The 14,092-nt window shown below is 49.4% G+C and carries 14 protein-coding genes; all 14 read left to right on the forward strand.

The features are described from left to right. The first annotated feature begins 49 nt into the window (after positions 1-49). Positions 50-424: a succinate dehydrogenase, cytochrome b556 subunit gene (gene sdhC / locus Q0V82_RS04730; RefSeq protein ID WP_297573102.1), complete on the forward strand. Its 375-nt coding sequence runs from the start codon at positions 50-52 to the stop codon at positions 422-424. After that, the gene (sdhD, locus tag Q0V82_RS04735) at positions 418-768 is read left to right on the forward strand and encodes a succinate dehydrogenase, hydrophobic membrane anchor protein (RefSeq protein WP_288843601.1); all 351 of its coding nucleotides are present in this window, start codon (positions 418-420) and stop codon (positions 766-768) included. Before sdhC ends, sdhD begins: the two co-directional genes overlap by 7 nt. Beyond that, positions 765-2,558: a succinate dehydrogenase flavoprotein subunit gene (sdhA, locus tag Q0V82_RS04740; RefSeq protein ID WP_297573105.1), complete on the forward strand. Its 1,794-nt coding sequence runs from the start codon at positions 765-767 to the stop codon at positions 2,556-2,558. Before sdhD ends, sdhA begins: the two co-directional genes overlap by 4 nt. Positions 2,559-2,628: 70 nt before the next feature. Continuing rightward, the gene (locus Q0V82_RS04745; protein WP_297573106.1) at positions 2,629-3,342 is read left to right on the forward strand and encodes a succinate dehydrogenase iron-sulfur subunit; all 714 of its coding nucleotides are present in this window, start codon (positions 2,629-2,631) and stop codon (positions 3,340-3,342) included. Positions 3,343-3,413: 71 nt separating this feature from the next. Continuing rightward, positions 3,414-3,659 (forward strand): succinate dehydrogenase assembly factor 2, encoded by a 246-nt coding sequence (locus Q0V82_RS04750; RefSeq protein ID WP_297573107.1) that lies wholly within the window; start codon positions 3,414-3,416, stop codon positions 3,657-3,659. A 34-nt stretch (positions 3,660-3,693) separates the two neighbouring features. Next, on the forward strand, positions 3,694-4,980 hold the full coding sequence (gene gltA, locus Q0V82_RS04755) for a citrate synthase (RefSeq protein WP_297573109.1): 1,287 nt from the start codon (positions 3,694-3,696) through the stop codon (positions 4,978-4,980). Positions 4,981-5,086: 106 nt separating this feature from the next. Beyond that, a complete protein-coding gene (locus Q0V82_RS04760) occupies positions 5,087-7,894 on the forward strand; it encodes a 2-oxoglutarate dehydrogenase E1 component (protein ID WP_297573111.1) in 2,808 nt (935 codons plus the stop codon). Positions 7,895-7,952: 58 nt separating this feature from the next. Then, entirely contained in the window at positions 7,953-9,122 is a 1,170-nt protein-coding gene (gene odhB, locus Q0V82_RS04765) for a 2-oxoglutarate dehydrogenase complex dihydrolipoyllysine-residue succinyltransferase (RefSeq protein WP_297573113.1), read from the forward strand. An 81-nt stretch (positions 9,123-9,203) separates the two neighbouring features. After that, entirely contained in the window at positions 9,204-10,637 is a 1,434-nt protein-coding gene (lpdA, locus tag Q0V82_RS04770) for a dihydrolipoyl dehydrogenase (RefSeq protein WP_297573114.1), read from the forward strand. Between the two features lie 92 nt (positions 10,638-10,729). Further along, positions 10,730-11,899 carry an ADP-forming succinate--CoA ligase subunit beta gene (gene sucC, locus Q0V82_RS04775; protein WP_297573115.1) on the forward strand — a complete coding sequence of 390 codons (1,170 nt, stop codon included), beginning with the start codon at positions 10,730-10,732 and terminating at the stop codon, positions 11,897-11,899. 128 nt (positions 11,900-12,027) lie between these two features. Continuing rightward, the gene (gene sucD / locus Q0V82_RS04780; RefSeq protein ID WP_297573116.1) at positions 12,028-12,912 is read left to right on the forward strand and encodes a succinate--CoA ligase subunit alpha; all 885 of its coding nucleotides are present in this window, start codon (positions 12,028-12,030) and stop codon (positions 12,910-12,912) included. 222 nt (positions 12,913-13,134) lie between these two features. Next, complete coding sequence (locus Q0V82_RS04785; RefSeq protein ID WP_297573117.1) at positions 13,135-13,437, forward strand: YqjD family protein; 303 nt, start codon at positions 13,135-13,137, stop codon at positions 13,435-13,437. Further along, positions 13,438-13,821, forward strand: a complete 384-nt coding sequence (locus Q0V82_RS04790; protein ID WP_297573118.1) for a phage holin family protein — start codon at positions 13,438-13,440, stop codon at positions 13,819-13,821. It begins immediately after the preceding gene. Continuing rightward, complete coding sequence (locus tag Q0V82_RS04795) at positions 13,818-14,087, forward strand: hypothetical protein (RefSeq protein ID WP_288842098.1); 270 nt, start codon at positions 13,818-13,820, stop codon at positions 14,085-14,087. Before Q0V82_RS04790 ends, Q0V82_RS04795 begins: the two co-directional genes overlap by 4 nt. Positions 14,088-14,092: the final 5 nt, after the last annotated feature.

Below are 14,092 nucleotides of genomic sequence, written 5' to 3' on the forward strand. Positions count from 1 at the left end.
CAACCTGAGCTCTTAGAGCTTGATGTGTAACTTAGAGAGGAAAGAGCGTATGCAAAAAACACGCCCAAAACACCTCGCGCTTTGGCAGATTCGTTTGCCACTGCCGGGGATTGTGTCCATCTTGCACCGCATTAGCGGTTTGTTGATGTTCGCAGCCATCCCATTGATGTTGTATGCGCTTGAAGGCTCTTTGTCTTCCGCTGAGCGTTTTGCTGCATTTAAAGACTGCATCGGAAATCCGCTGGTGAAGTTGTTTTTATTGGCGGTGTTGTGGGCCTATTTGCATCACGCCTGTGCGGGCTTACGCTTCTTGTTTTTGGATATTCATAAAGGCTTGGATTTAAAAACGGCACGCTTTACTTCGTATGTAGTGCTAGCAGTGAGCTTGTCATTGACCGTCATTATTGGAGCGATCACATGGTAAATCGGCATGTTGTTGGCGCGCATTATGGTTTGCGTGATTGGCTGGTGCAGCGGGTCACTGCGGTCATTATGTTGGCGTACACCGTGGGTGTGGTGGCGTTTATTTTGTTTGCCAATGGGGCTTCGTTTGAAGCGTGGCAAGCTTTATTCGCCTGTACCTGGGTAAAAATTGTCACCACGATTACGATCATTGCATTGCTATGGCATGCTTGGGTCGGTGTTCGCGACATCTGGATGGATTACATCCAGCATATTGGCGTAAAGCTCACAATGCATGTGCTGACACTGCTTTGGTTGCTGGCGAGCTTGATTTACATGGTTAAAGTTGTATGGGGTGTTTTATGAGCCAAGAATCTACCAAGCGTGCAATTCCTGTTCGCAAGTTTGACGCGCTAATCGTCGGCGCGGGTGGTGCGGGTTTACGCGCGGCACTGCAATTGTCTGAGGCAGGGGTTAAAACCGCTGTTCTGTCTAAAGTATTCCCAACGCGCTCGCACACCGTGGCGGCGCAAGGGGGGGTTTCGGCTTCATTGGGTAATTCTGAGCCAGATCATTGGACTTGGCATATGTACGACACCGTTAAAGGTTCGGACTGGCTAGGGGATCAAGACGCGATTGAATTTATGTGCCGTGAAGCGCCAAAAGTAGTGATTGAGCTTGAGCATTTTGGTATGCCGTTCGATCGCAACGCCGACGGTACGATATATCAGCGGCCATTTGGTGGTCACATGAGCAACTTTGGCGAAAAACCAGTTCGCCGCGCCTGTGCTGCCGCTGACCGTACCGGTCATGCCATGTTGCACGCTTTATATCAACGCAATGTTCGCGCTAATACCCAGTTTTTTGTTGAGTGGATGGCGCTGGACATGATTCGTGATGAAAACGGCGTGGTGCAAGGCGTGGTCGCGATGGAGATGGAAACCTCTGAAATCGTGATTTTCCAAGCCAAAGCCACTTTGTTCGCCACTGGCGGCGCCGGACGGATTTATTCTTCTTCTACCAACGCCTTTATTAATACCGGCGATGGCTTGGGAATGGCCGCGCGTGCGGGTGTGCCGTTAGAAGATATGGAATTTTGGCAGTTTCACCCCACTGGAGTGGCCGGTGCAGGGGTATTGATTACTGAGGGTGTGCGCGGTGAGGGCGGCATTTTACGCAACTCGAACGGCGAGCGCTTTATGGAGCGTTACGCGCCGAACGCCAAAGATTTAGCGTCGCGTGACGTGGTTTCGCGTGCGATGGTGACCGAGATTAACGAAGGCCGTGGTTGTGGCCCAAATAAAGATCACGTTTTGCTGGATATTACGCATTTAGATCCAGAAGTCATCATGTCGAAATTGCCGGGTATCCGCGAAATCTCGATCAAATTTGCCGGTGTTGACCCGATCAAAGCGCCCATTCCCGTTGTACCCACTTGCCACTACCAAATGGGCGGTATTCCGACCAATTACAAAGGTGAAGTGGTGATGGGCGACGAAACTGTCAAAGGTTTCTACGCCGCTGGTGAATGTGCTTGTGCCTCGGTGCATGGTGCTAATCGCTTGGGGACTAACTCATTACTCGATTTATTGGTGTTTGGTAAATCGTCGGGCAATTCAATGATCGAATTTATCAAAAATTCGCACGAATCATTTCCTGAGGTTGCGCTGAAAGACGTTGAGCGCTCTGTGGCGCGTGTTGCCCGTTTGGACAATCAAACCACGGGTAGCAATGTGAACGAAGCGCGCTTGGCGATGCAACGCACCATGCAAGCGCATGCCGGGGTGTTCCGCTTTAAAGACATGTTGGCTGAAGGCGTGGCGAAGATTCTCGAAGTCGAAAAAATGGTTCAAAACACCGTCATTACCGACAAATCGAAAACCTTTAATACCGCGCGTCTTGAAGCGTTGGAATTAGAAAATCTGATCGAAGTAGCTAAAGCGACGATGATTTCGGCCAATGCGCGCACGGAATCACGCGGCGCGCACGTGCGTGACGATGCCATTGATAGCCCCGAGCAACCGAATGGTCGTGACGATAAAAACTGGCTCAAACACAGCCTGTGGTTTAGCTCAGACAATCGTCTTGAATACAAACCCGTCAATTTAACGCCGCTGACGGTGGATTCAGTTGCGTTGAAGACGCGTTCGTATTAATTAATTTACGCCTTTGGGCGTCTACATTCCCCCTCTCTTTTTGGGAGAGGGCAAGGGGTGAGGGTAAAAAATGACTACACAATCCGTAAAATTTCGCGTTTATCGTTACGATCCAGATAAAGACGCTAAGCCGTATATGCAAGACATCAGCGTTGATGTCGACACCACCACTGAACGCAAATTGCTCGATGCCTTGGTGAAACTCAAAGTGGTTGATGAATCGTTGTCATTCCGCCGTTCATGCCGCGAAGGCGTGTGTGGCTCGGATGCAATGAATATCAATGGCAAAAATGGTCTGGCCTGTATTACCGATATCGATACGCTCAAACAGCCAATCGAAGTGCGTCCATTGCCGGGCTTGCCAGTAATCCGTGATTTGATCGTCGATATGACGCAGTTTTTTAAGCAATATCACTCGATCAAGCCGTATGTGATTAACGACAGCCCAGCGCCAGATCGTGAACGCTTGCAAAGCCAAGAAGACCGTAAAGAACTCGATGGCTTGTACGAGTGTATTTTGTGCGCTTGCTGTTCAACCGCATGCCCGTCGTTCTGGTGGAATCCGGATAAATTTGTCGGCCCGGCGGGTTTGCTCGCAGCGTATCGCTTTATTGCTGACACCCGTGACGAAGCCACCAGCGCACGTTTGGATAATCTAGAAGATCCTTATCGTTTGTTCCGTTGCCACAGCATTATGAATTGCGTTGATGTTTGCCCGAAAGAGCTCAACCCAACCAAGGCCATTGGTAAGATTAAAGATTTGATGGTGAAGCGTATTGCTTGATAGTGAGTGGGTATATCCTTCTAGACTTTTTTTGATAAAGCCTGCATGGTTATACCCATAGGGGGGTCTGGATGGATGAAGTTGAGTTCAAACGAATTGTGTGGCGCTCTCGCCGTGGATTGCTGGAATTAGATTTGCAATTAGAGCGCTTCGTTTCCGATGTTTTACCCACGTTATCTGAGTCTGAATTGGCTGTGTACGAACAAGTTTTAATGCTGCCCGATTGGGACTTTTTAGAGTACGTCAATGGCAAGTCGGTGTGTCCTGATACACAGCTGGCCGTGATGATAGCGCGCATCAGCGCCGCACAACAGTAACGTACAGCTTAGGCTGTTTAACAGGAGTCTATAGATGGATAAGAAAGTCACGCTAACGTATAACGACGGACAAAGCACACTCGATTTCCCAGTGTTGCCGAGCACGCTGGGTCCTGATGTTGTAGATATCCGTAAATTTTCGCAAACGGGGATGTTTACCTTCGACCCAGGTTTTTTAGCAACGTCTAGTTGCGAATCCAAAATCACTTTCATCGATGGTGATTTAGGGCAGTTGTACTATCGTGGCTATCCTATCGAGCAGTTGGCGGAAGATTCTGATTACCTCGAAGTCTGCTACTTGTTGATCAACGGTGAGTTGCCAACTGCGGCTGAAAAAACTGTTTTTGAAAAAACCGTCATGAGTCACACCATGATTCACGACCAATTGACGCGCTTTTTTAACGGCTTTCGCCGTGACGCGCATCCGATGGCGATGATGGTCGGTGTTGTTGGCGCATTGTCAGCGTTCTATCAAGACAGCTTGGACATCAATAACGAAGAGCACCGCAAAGTGGCGATGTTCCGTTTGATCTCTAAAATCCCGACCGTGGCGGCGATGTGCCACCGCTACAACCAAGGTTTGCCTTTCGTTTACCCACGCAACGATTTGAGCTACACCGCCAACTTCATGCACATGATGTTCTCTACGCCGTGCGAGCCGTATGTGCCCAACCCAGTATTGGTGCGCGCGCTGGATGTGATCTTCACTTTGCACGCCGATCACGAACAAAATGCATCGACTTCAACCGTGCGTTTGGCCGGTTCTTCAGGTGCCAATCCGTTTGCCTGTATCGCAGCGGGTATTGCTTGCTTGTGGGGCCCATCGCATGGTGGTGCTAACGAAGCGGTATTGGTGATGTTGGACGAAATCGGTTCAGTGGACAACGTGCCGGCCTTTATGGAAGGCGTGAAAGCTAAAACGCATAAACTAATGGGCTTTGGTCACCGTGTTTACAAAAACACCGATCCACGTGCCAATGTGATGCGCCGTATCTGCCACGAAGTCTTGGCCGAAATGGGCTTGCAAGACGATCCAAAATTCAAATTGGCGATGGAATTGGAAAAAATCGCGCTGGAAGATTCGTACTTCATCGAGCGTAAACTTTATCCAAACGTTGATTTCTACTCAGGTATCGTTCAATCGGCCTTGGGTATTCCAGTGCCCATGTTTACAGTGATTTTCGCCTTGGCGCGCACTGTAGGTTGGATTAGCCACTGGAATGAAATGATTTCTGATCCTGGTATGAAAATCGGTCGTCCACGTCAGCAATACACTGGCGCGCAAAAACGTGATTTTGTACCTATTGATCAACGCGGCTAAGACCCCGTTCCTGCGCCCTTATGTACCCCATGAGGGCGTAGCAGCATTGACCGGCCTAAGTGCATCAACTTGCAAAGCTTAGGCGGATAAAACTGGATACACGGCAATGATGAAAGAACTCGAAACAAATTCTCAGCTTTTTGGCGGCAACGCACCTTTCGTAGAAGATCTTTACGAACAGTATTTATTTGACCCCACTTCGGTAGACACTGAATGGCGGACGTATTTTGACAAGCTGCAACTCAGTAGCGGCAACACCACGCGTGATATTGCTCGTGCACCGATTGAAGAGTCGTTTCGGCAATTAGCCAAGCAGCCAATCCGTGCCGCAGGCGTGGCCGATGAAGGCGCGATTGAACGTCAAGTGAATGTACTGCGTTTAATTTCCGCCTACCGCATCATGGGTAGCCGTGGCGCGAGCTTAGATCCATTGGAAAGAATGGATAAAGTGGCGATGCCCCAATTGGACCCTAAAACTTACAACCTATCTGATAGTGATATGGCGGTGAAGTTGGGTACCAATATCGCCGGATTAGAGCGCGCAACCCCCACTGAAGTGCTGGGGTTTTTGAAGCAAACGTATTGCGGCAATATTGGCTTGGAATACATGCACATTACCGATGCAGAAGAGCGCAACTGGGTGCAAGAGTTCTTTGAGTCAAGTCGCTCGCAACCGAGCTTTAATGTTGCGCAAAAAAAACGCATTCTCAAGCAAGTGACTGCCGCCGAAACGCTAGAGCAGTATTTGCATAAAAAATATGTCGGTCAAAAACGCTTCTCGCTCGAAGGCGGCGATTCAATGATTCCGGCGGTGGACTTTCTAGCCCAAGCGGCTGGGGCGTCGGGCGTGCAAGAAATCGTTATCGGCATGGCGCATCGTGGCCGCTTGAATATGCTGGTCAATATCTTGGGCAAACAACCCCGCGATTTGTTTGGCGAATTTGAAGGCCGTTACGATACGTCGTTGGCATCGGGTGATGTGAAATACCATATGGGCTTTAGCTCAGATATTCCCACTGCGGGCGGGCCATTGCATTTGACCTTGGCGTTTAATCCATCGCATTTAGAAATCGTCAACCCAGTGGTAGAAGGCTCAGTGCGTGCGCGGCAACATCGCCGCCACGATACGGTGGGCGATCAAGTGCTGCCGTTATTGATTCATGGCGACTCGGCCTTTATCGGTCTAGGTACCAACCAAGGTACATTTAATCTATCGCAAACCCGTGGTTACGGCACGGGCGGTACGGTGCATTTGGTGATCAATAACCAAGTGGGTTTCACCACCTCGGACATCCGCGACAATCGCTCGACGATTTACAGTACTGACATCGCTAAGATGGTAGAAGCGCCGATTTTCCACGTGAACGGGGACGATCCAGAAGCCGTTTGTTTGGTAACGGATGCGGCACTGAAATACCGACAGAAATTCCATAAAGACGTGGTGATTGATCTGGTTTGCTACCGTAAACACGGTCACAACGAAGCGGATGATCCATTTGTAACGCAGCCAATGATGTATCGCCAAGTGGCTAAGCATCCAGGTGCACGCCGTAAATACGCTGATCGTTTGATCGCTGAAGGCGTGGTCACCGCAGCAGAAGCCGATGGCATGATCCAAGCGTATCGCGATGCATTGGATCGTGGTGAGCACGTTGAAAAAACCACGCTCACTGATTACAAACGCTCGCATGCTATTGATTGGTCAAAATACCTCGGTACGCACTGGCGTCAGCCCGTGGTAACGGCGGTGCCGCAAGCCGATTTGATTCGCTTGACCGAAAAATTCACTGCGGTGCCAGAAGGCTTTAAGCTGCGCGCCAACGTCGAAAAAATCATTAACGAACGTAAAGCGATGGTCGCCGGTGACTCGCCGGTTGACTTTGGTATGGCTGAGCATTTGGCTTACGCCACCTTATTGACTGAAGGTCATGGCGTGCGTTTGTCCGGTGAAGATTCCGGTCGTGGTACGTTTAATCACCGGCATGCCGTTTTGCACGATCAAAATCGTGAAAAATGGGATCACGGCGTACACGTGCCATTGCAAAATCTATCGGAAAACCAAGCACCATTCCGGGTGATTGATTCGATTTTGAACGAAGAAGCCGTTTTGGCGTTTGAATATGGCTATGCCTGCTCAGAGCCGAACGAATTGGTCATCTGGGAAGCGCAATTTGGTGACTTTGCCAACGGCGCTCAAGTGGTGATTGACCAATTTATTACTTCGGGTGAAACCAAGTGGGGTCGTTTGTGTGGCCTGACGATGATTTTGCCGCATGGTTACGATGGTCAAGGTCCAGAGCATTCTTCGGCGCGGGTTGAGCGTTATTTGCAGCTGTGTGCTGAGCACAATATCCAAGTGGTGATGTTGTCTGAAGCGGCACAAATGTATCACGTGCTGCGTCGCCAAATGTTGCGCCCTTATCGTAAGCCGTTGATTGTCATCATGAGTAAAAAACTCTTGAAGGCCAAAAACGCCGCCAGCCCAATTGAGCACTTTACCAGCGGTGAATTTCGCGCCGTGATCGGTGAAGCGCAAGAGCTCGATGGTAAAAAAGTCAAACGCGTGGTGTGCTGCTCGGGTCAGGTGTATTTCGACCTGCTAGCGGGTCGCAGTGAACGCGAGATTAAAGACATTGCCATTGTGCGGATTGAGCAACTGTATCCATTCCCCGCCGATGAGCTCAAAGCCGAACTCAGCAAGTATCCGAACGCCAAAGAAATCATGTGGGCGCAAGAAGAGCCGCGCAATCAAGGGGCATGGCATCAACTGCGCCATCGCCTTGAAGACGTGTTAGAGCCAAAACAAGTATTGCAATACGCGGGTCGTCCATCGTCAGCGTCGCCTGCAGTGGGTTATATGAGTAAGCACAATGCGCAGCTCAAAACCCTTGTTGATGATGCAATGAAACTGTAAATCCAACGCCACGCTCAGCGTGGCGCGGCTGAACTGGCCAAAACTCTGGAGATGAAAAATGATTATCGATGTCTTAGTGCCACAATTGCCTGAATCAGTATCAGAAGCGACTTTAGTTTCTTGGAAGAAAAAAGTCGGCGAAGCAGTTACTCGTGATGAAAACCTCATCGACCTTGAAACAGATAAAGTCGTGCTGGAAATTCCAGCGCAACAGTCTGGCGTCTTGGTTGAGTTGCTTGAAGTGGATGGCGCAACAGTGGGCAGTTTGCAACTGATCGCACGGATCGACACCACCGCCGTTGCTCAAGCTGCGCCTGCTGCTGCAGCGCCAGTGGCCGCAGTGGCGGATGCTTCGGTCATCGGCATGCCCGCCGCCAAAAAACTCGCTGCCGATGCGGGAGTGAATCTGGCGGATGTGGCCGGTACTGGTCGTGATGGCCGCATTTTGAAAGAAGACGTGCAAAATCATTTGAGCAAACCGACTGCGCCAGCAGTGGCCGCGCCCGTGGTGGCGACGGCAACCGATGGCCGCACCGAACAGCGTGTGCCGATGAGCCGTTTACGTGCTCGCGTTGCTGAGCGTTTACTGCAATCGCAACAAACTAACGCCATTCTGACGACGTTTAACGAAGTCAACATGAAGCCGTTGATGGATTTACGCAACAAATACAAAGATAAATTCGAAAAAGAGCACGGCGTGAAGCTCGGTTTCATGGGTTTCTTTGTGAAAGCGGTGGTTGCTGCGCTGAAAAAATACCCGATTGTGAATGCGTCGGTGGATGGTAGTGACATCGTGTATCACGGTTACTTTGATATTGGTGTGGCCGTTGGTAGCCCACGCGGTTTGGTGGTGCCGATTATTCGCAATGCCGATCAATTGTCTTTGGCCGATATCGAAAAAACCATCGCTGACTTTGGTAAGCGTGCGCAAGAAGGCAAACTTGGTGTTGAAGAGCTCACTGGCGGCACGTACACCATTTCCAATGGCGGTACTTTTGGTTCGATGATGTCAACGCCAATCATTAACCCACCACAATCGGCGATCTTGGGCATGCATGCCACTAAAGAGCGCGCCATGGTGGTCGATGGCCAAATCGTTGCTTTGCCGATGATGTATCTGGCGCAGTCTTACGATCACCGCATTATTGATGGCCGTGAAGCGGTTTTGGCTTTGGTGGCGATTAAAGACGCGATTGAAGATCCAGCGCGTTTATTGCTTGATTTGTAATTTCTAAGGGTATGCCGCTACTTGCGGTATACCTTAATGTTTGCATTAATATACCCATGCGGGTTATGGATGGAATTCAAAATGTCGAAATCTTTTGACGTTGTGGTAATCGGTGCCGGTCCTGGCGGATATATTGCGGCGATTCGTGCGGCGCAGCTGGGCTTTAAGACCGCTTGCGTCGATGAATTTAAAAACAAAGCAGGCAAAGCGTCACTGGGCGGCACCTGCTTAAACGTCGGTTGCATCCCATCGAAAGCATTGCTGGAGTCTTCAGAAAATGTAGAGCGCATCGAGCATAAATTTGCTGCGCACGGCATTACTGTGGAAGGCATGAAGTTTGACGTTGGCACCATGCTGGCGCGTAAAGACGGCATTGTCAGCAAGCTGACACAAGGCATCGGTTATTTATTCAAAAAAAATAAAGTCGATAGCTTGCATGGCCATGGCAAAATTTTGGGCCGCGTTGGCGACAAATGGCAGCTTGAAGTGAATGACGCTGGTCAAACCGAAGTGGTTGAAGCGACGCACATCATCATTGCGACGGGTTCTACGCCACGGCAACTGCCGCAAGCGCCGGTCGATAACGTTTTGATCTTGGATAATGACGGCGCTTTATCGATTCCAGTGGTACCAAAACGTTTGGGCGTGATTGGTGCAGGGGTTATAGGCCTAGAAATGGGCTCGGTGTGGAAGCGTTTGGGTTCTGACGTCACGATTTTAGAAGGCGCGCCGGGCTTTTTACTGGCGGCTGACGAAGCGATTGCCAAAGAAGCGCATAAGATTTTCACTAAAGATTTGGGGCTGAAAATCAATACCAGCGTCAAAATCGGTGAAATCAATAAAGGTGATCACTCAGTTACGATCAATTATGTTGACGCTGAGGGTGCAGCGCACAGTGAAGAATTCGATAAATTAATCGTATCCATTGGTCGCTTGCCAAACACTTGGAATCTAGCCAGTGATGATGTTGGTTTGCCACTCGATGAGCGCGGTTATGTGATTGTCGATGGCGATTGCCGTACTAGCTTGCCGAATGTTTGGGCAGTGGGTGACGTGGTTCGTGGTCCAATGTTGGCGCATAAAGCATCAGAAGAAGGCGTTGCGGTGGCTGAGCGTATTGCTGGCCAGCATCCACACATTGATTTTAACAATGTGCCTTGGGTGATTTACACCAGTCCAGAAATGGCTTGGGTGGGTAAAACCGAACAAACCCTCAAAGCCGAAGGCATTGAATACAAGAAAGGCCAGTTCCCATTTGGCCCGAATGGTCGTGCACTCGGTTTGGGTGAAACGGCTGGTTTTGTCAAAATGCTCGCTTGCGCCAAAACAGATCGTATTTTGGGCGTGCATATCATTGGCCCATTTGCTTCTGAGTTGATTACTGAAGCCGTGGTGGCGATGGAATTTAACGCATCAAGTGAAGACATCGCCCGTATCGTTCACGCGCATCCTTCGTTGTCTGAAGCTTTGCACGAAGCGGCGCTGGGTGTGGATAAGCGCGGTTTGCATTCGTAATTTGTTGACGGGTGATGACGCCCGTCGGTGGTACCTCTGGAGGGTTGTGTTGACCCTCACAATAACACGCTCCTCAAAAAGGATTAATAGAGATGAATCTGCACGAATACCAAGCCAAGGAATTATTGGCTAAGTACGGTTTGCCAGTACAACGCGGCATTTTGGCGACAACAGGCGAAGAAGCGGCGGCAGCGTACGATGCGCTCGGCGGCAAATTTGCGGTGGTTAAAGCCCAAGTTCACGCCGGTGGCCGTGGTAAAGCCGGCGGCGTTGTCGTGGTAAAAAGCCGCGAAGAAGCTGCGACTGAAGCCACCCGTTTGATCGGCACTAATTTGATTACGTATCAAACGGATGCCGAAGGCCAGCCAGTTCACAGTGTATTGGTGTGCGAAGACATGTACCCAGTAACGCGCGAACTTTACCTCGGCGCTGTGGTAGATCGTGGTTCGCAACGCATTGTATTTATGGTTTCAACTGAAGGTGGTGTTGAAATCGAGAAAGTGGCAGAAGAAACGCCAGAAAAAATCATTAAAGTAACGGTTGATCCGCTGGTTGGCATGCAGCCGTATCAAGCACGTGAATGTGCATTTGCACTTGGCCTTGAAGGCAAGCAAGTGACTCACTTCACTAAAATGATGTTGGGCGCGGCAGAAGCCTTTATCGCTAATGATTTTGCTTTGTTCGAAATCAACCCATTGGCATTGCGTGAAAACGGCGAATTGTGCTGCGTGGACGCCAAAATTGGCCTCGATTCAAATGCTTTGTATCGTCATCCAGAATTGCTAGCTCAGCGTGACAAGTCACAAGAAAACGAGCGCGAAGTGAAAGCGTCTGAGTTCGAGCTGAACTACGTGGCACTCGAAGGCAACATCGGTTGTATGGTCAACGGCGCTGGTTTAGCAATGGCGACGATGGACATCATCAAACTCAAGGGTGGCCAACCGGCTAACTTCTTGGATGTGGGTGGCGGCGCAACCAAAGAGCGCGTGATCGAAGCCTTTAAATTGATCTTGGCCGACACTTCGGTGAAGGGCGTTTTGATCAATATTTTTGGTGGTATCGTGCGTTGCGACATGATTGCTGAAGCGATTATCGCTGCGGTAAAAGAAGTCAACGTGACCGTGCCGGTGGTGGTTCGTTTGGAAGGTAATAACGCTGAACTGGGCGCTAAAATCTTGGATGAATCTGGCTTGAAACTGGTTTCAGCCCAAGGCTTGAACGACGCAGCAGAGAAAATCGTTGCTGCTGTTGCAGCCTTGTAATCACCACACGAATATGTGACGTAACAAAAGTGATCTAGCAAGGCTCCGAATCGAAGACAGTACATCAAGTACGGCAAGATAAGGTAACGCCGCTAGAGCACTTTTGACTTACTACAAAGGAAAAAACCATGAGCGTTTTGGTTAATAAAGATACAAAAGTGCTGGTACAAGGTTTTACCGGCAAAAACGGTACTTTCCACGCTGAGCAAGCGTTGAAAGTCGGCACTAAAGTGGTTGGCGGTGTGACGCCAGGCAAAGGTGGCTCTGAGCACCTTGGCTTGCCCGTGTTTAACACCATGCGTGACGCTGTGGCGCAAACCCACGCGGATACTTCAGTCATCTACGTACCTGCAGCTTTCGCTAAAGATTCAATCTTGGAAGCGATTAATGCTGGCGTTAAATTGATTGTATGTATCACTGAAGGCGTGCCAACGATAGACATGCTGTACGTGAAAAAAGCGGTTGATGAAGCAGGCATCCGTCTGATCGGCCCTAACTGCCCAGGTATTATCACGCCGGGCGAGTGCAAGATCGGTATTATGCCGTGGCACATTCACAACCCAGGTCGTATCGGTATCGTTTCACGCTCTGGTACTCTGACTTACGAAGCGGTTGCGCAAACTACCGCGCTTGGTTTGGGTCAATCAACGTGTATCGGTATCGGTGGCGATCCTATCCCAGGTTTGAGCCATATCGACGCACTAAAATTGTTCCAAGATGATCCTGATACTGACGCCATCATCATGATCGGTGAGATCGGTGGTTCTGCTGAAGAAGAAGCGGCTGAATTTGCTAAGGCTTACGTGACTAAGCCAGTGGTCGGTTATATCGCAGGTGTAACGGCACCGAAAGGCAAACGTATGGGCCATGCTGGCGCGATCATCTCTGGCGGCAAAGGCACTGCAGAAGAAAAATTCAAGGCGTTTGAGCAAGCGGGTATCGCCTACACCCGTAGCCCAGCTGAAATCGGTAAAACGATGTTTGAATTACTGCAATCAAAAGGCATGATCTAAGTTTTAAATTGCCTGTTTTGAATTTAAAAGCCATCTTGTGAAAGGTGGCTTTTTTGCATTTTAAGGAGTAAGTGGATGCAATAAAGCTAATGTTGTTTATTAAATTAGCATTTTATTTTGTGAAGATGACTCGATGCTGACTGTTTATATTACCTGTGCAAGCAAGGGTCAGCCTGCTATTCTTATAACTCTATTTTGGTTTTTAATTTAAAGGGGCGATTTATGTCTGAAATCAGTGAATCTGTACTAATTGATGAAACTAAAGATGTACTGCAAGAAACTGCCGATTTGATGAATGAAGCGGCCAATGCCAGTCCTGAAGAATCAAAAAAGATCTATGCAAAAATCGCGGCTAATTTATGCGATGCCAAGCATCGTTTAGCTGAAATTGAAGCGGTTGCAGTCAATAAAGCCAAAGTGGCCGCGCAACAAACTGATCAATATGTGCATGCGCATCCGTGGCAAGCGGTTGGTGTTGGTGCGGCAGTGGGCTTGTTGATTGGCTTTTTGGCAGCTCGGCGCTAAATGAATCGGCGCGCAACTTGGCGTGATACGGTGGGCGGCTTAGTCGCTGCCCGTTTTTCATTGTTTGGTCTTGAATTGCGCGATGAGTTTGATCGATTGGCGCAGATGATTGGTTTTGCTATTGCGGCGGCTTTTTTGTTGATTATGGCGCTGACCTTTACCGGTCTGGGTTTGTTGTTTGGCTTTTGGGAGTATCGGGTTATTATTTGCGCCGCTTTTGGGGTAGTGTTTTTATTGAGCGGCTTATTTGCGTATAAACAATTGCGCCAATTAATGCACGATTTAATTACGCCATTTCCATTAACCAGCGAAGAATTTGCGCAAGATAAAAAACTCATTGATGCCGCTTTTCATGCGGTCACTCCGACCAAGGAGGGCGCATGATGGCCAATCAGCAACGTGAGCTCAAAAAGCAGCAACTGGTCTTTCGTTCGCAACTGTGTCGATTGCAGCTGGAAACTCGGCTGCTTGAATCTCGCCGCCCAATGGCGCTAGCCAATTCACTGTTGGGCAATACGGATTCATTGAGTTTACTCAGCAAATTGGCGCAAATCTTAGCCAAGTCGCATCCATCGATGGCACGGTTATCCAATGGCATTAAGTTAATGGGCGTATTGCTGGCGGTGGTGAAGCTGTTGCGTAACAAATAAACCAG

The sequence above is a fragment of the uncultured Deefgea sp. genome (genome assembly GCF_947072475.1).
Lineage (GTDB): Bacteria > Pseudomonadota > Gammaproteobacteria > Burkholderiales > Chitinibacteraceae > Deefgea.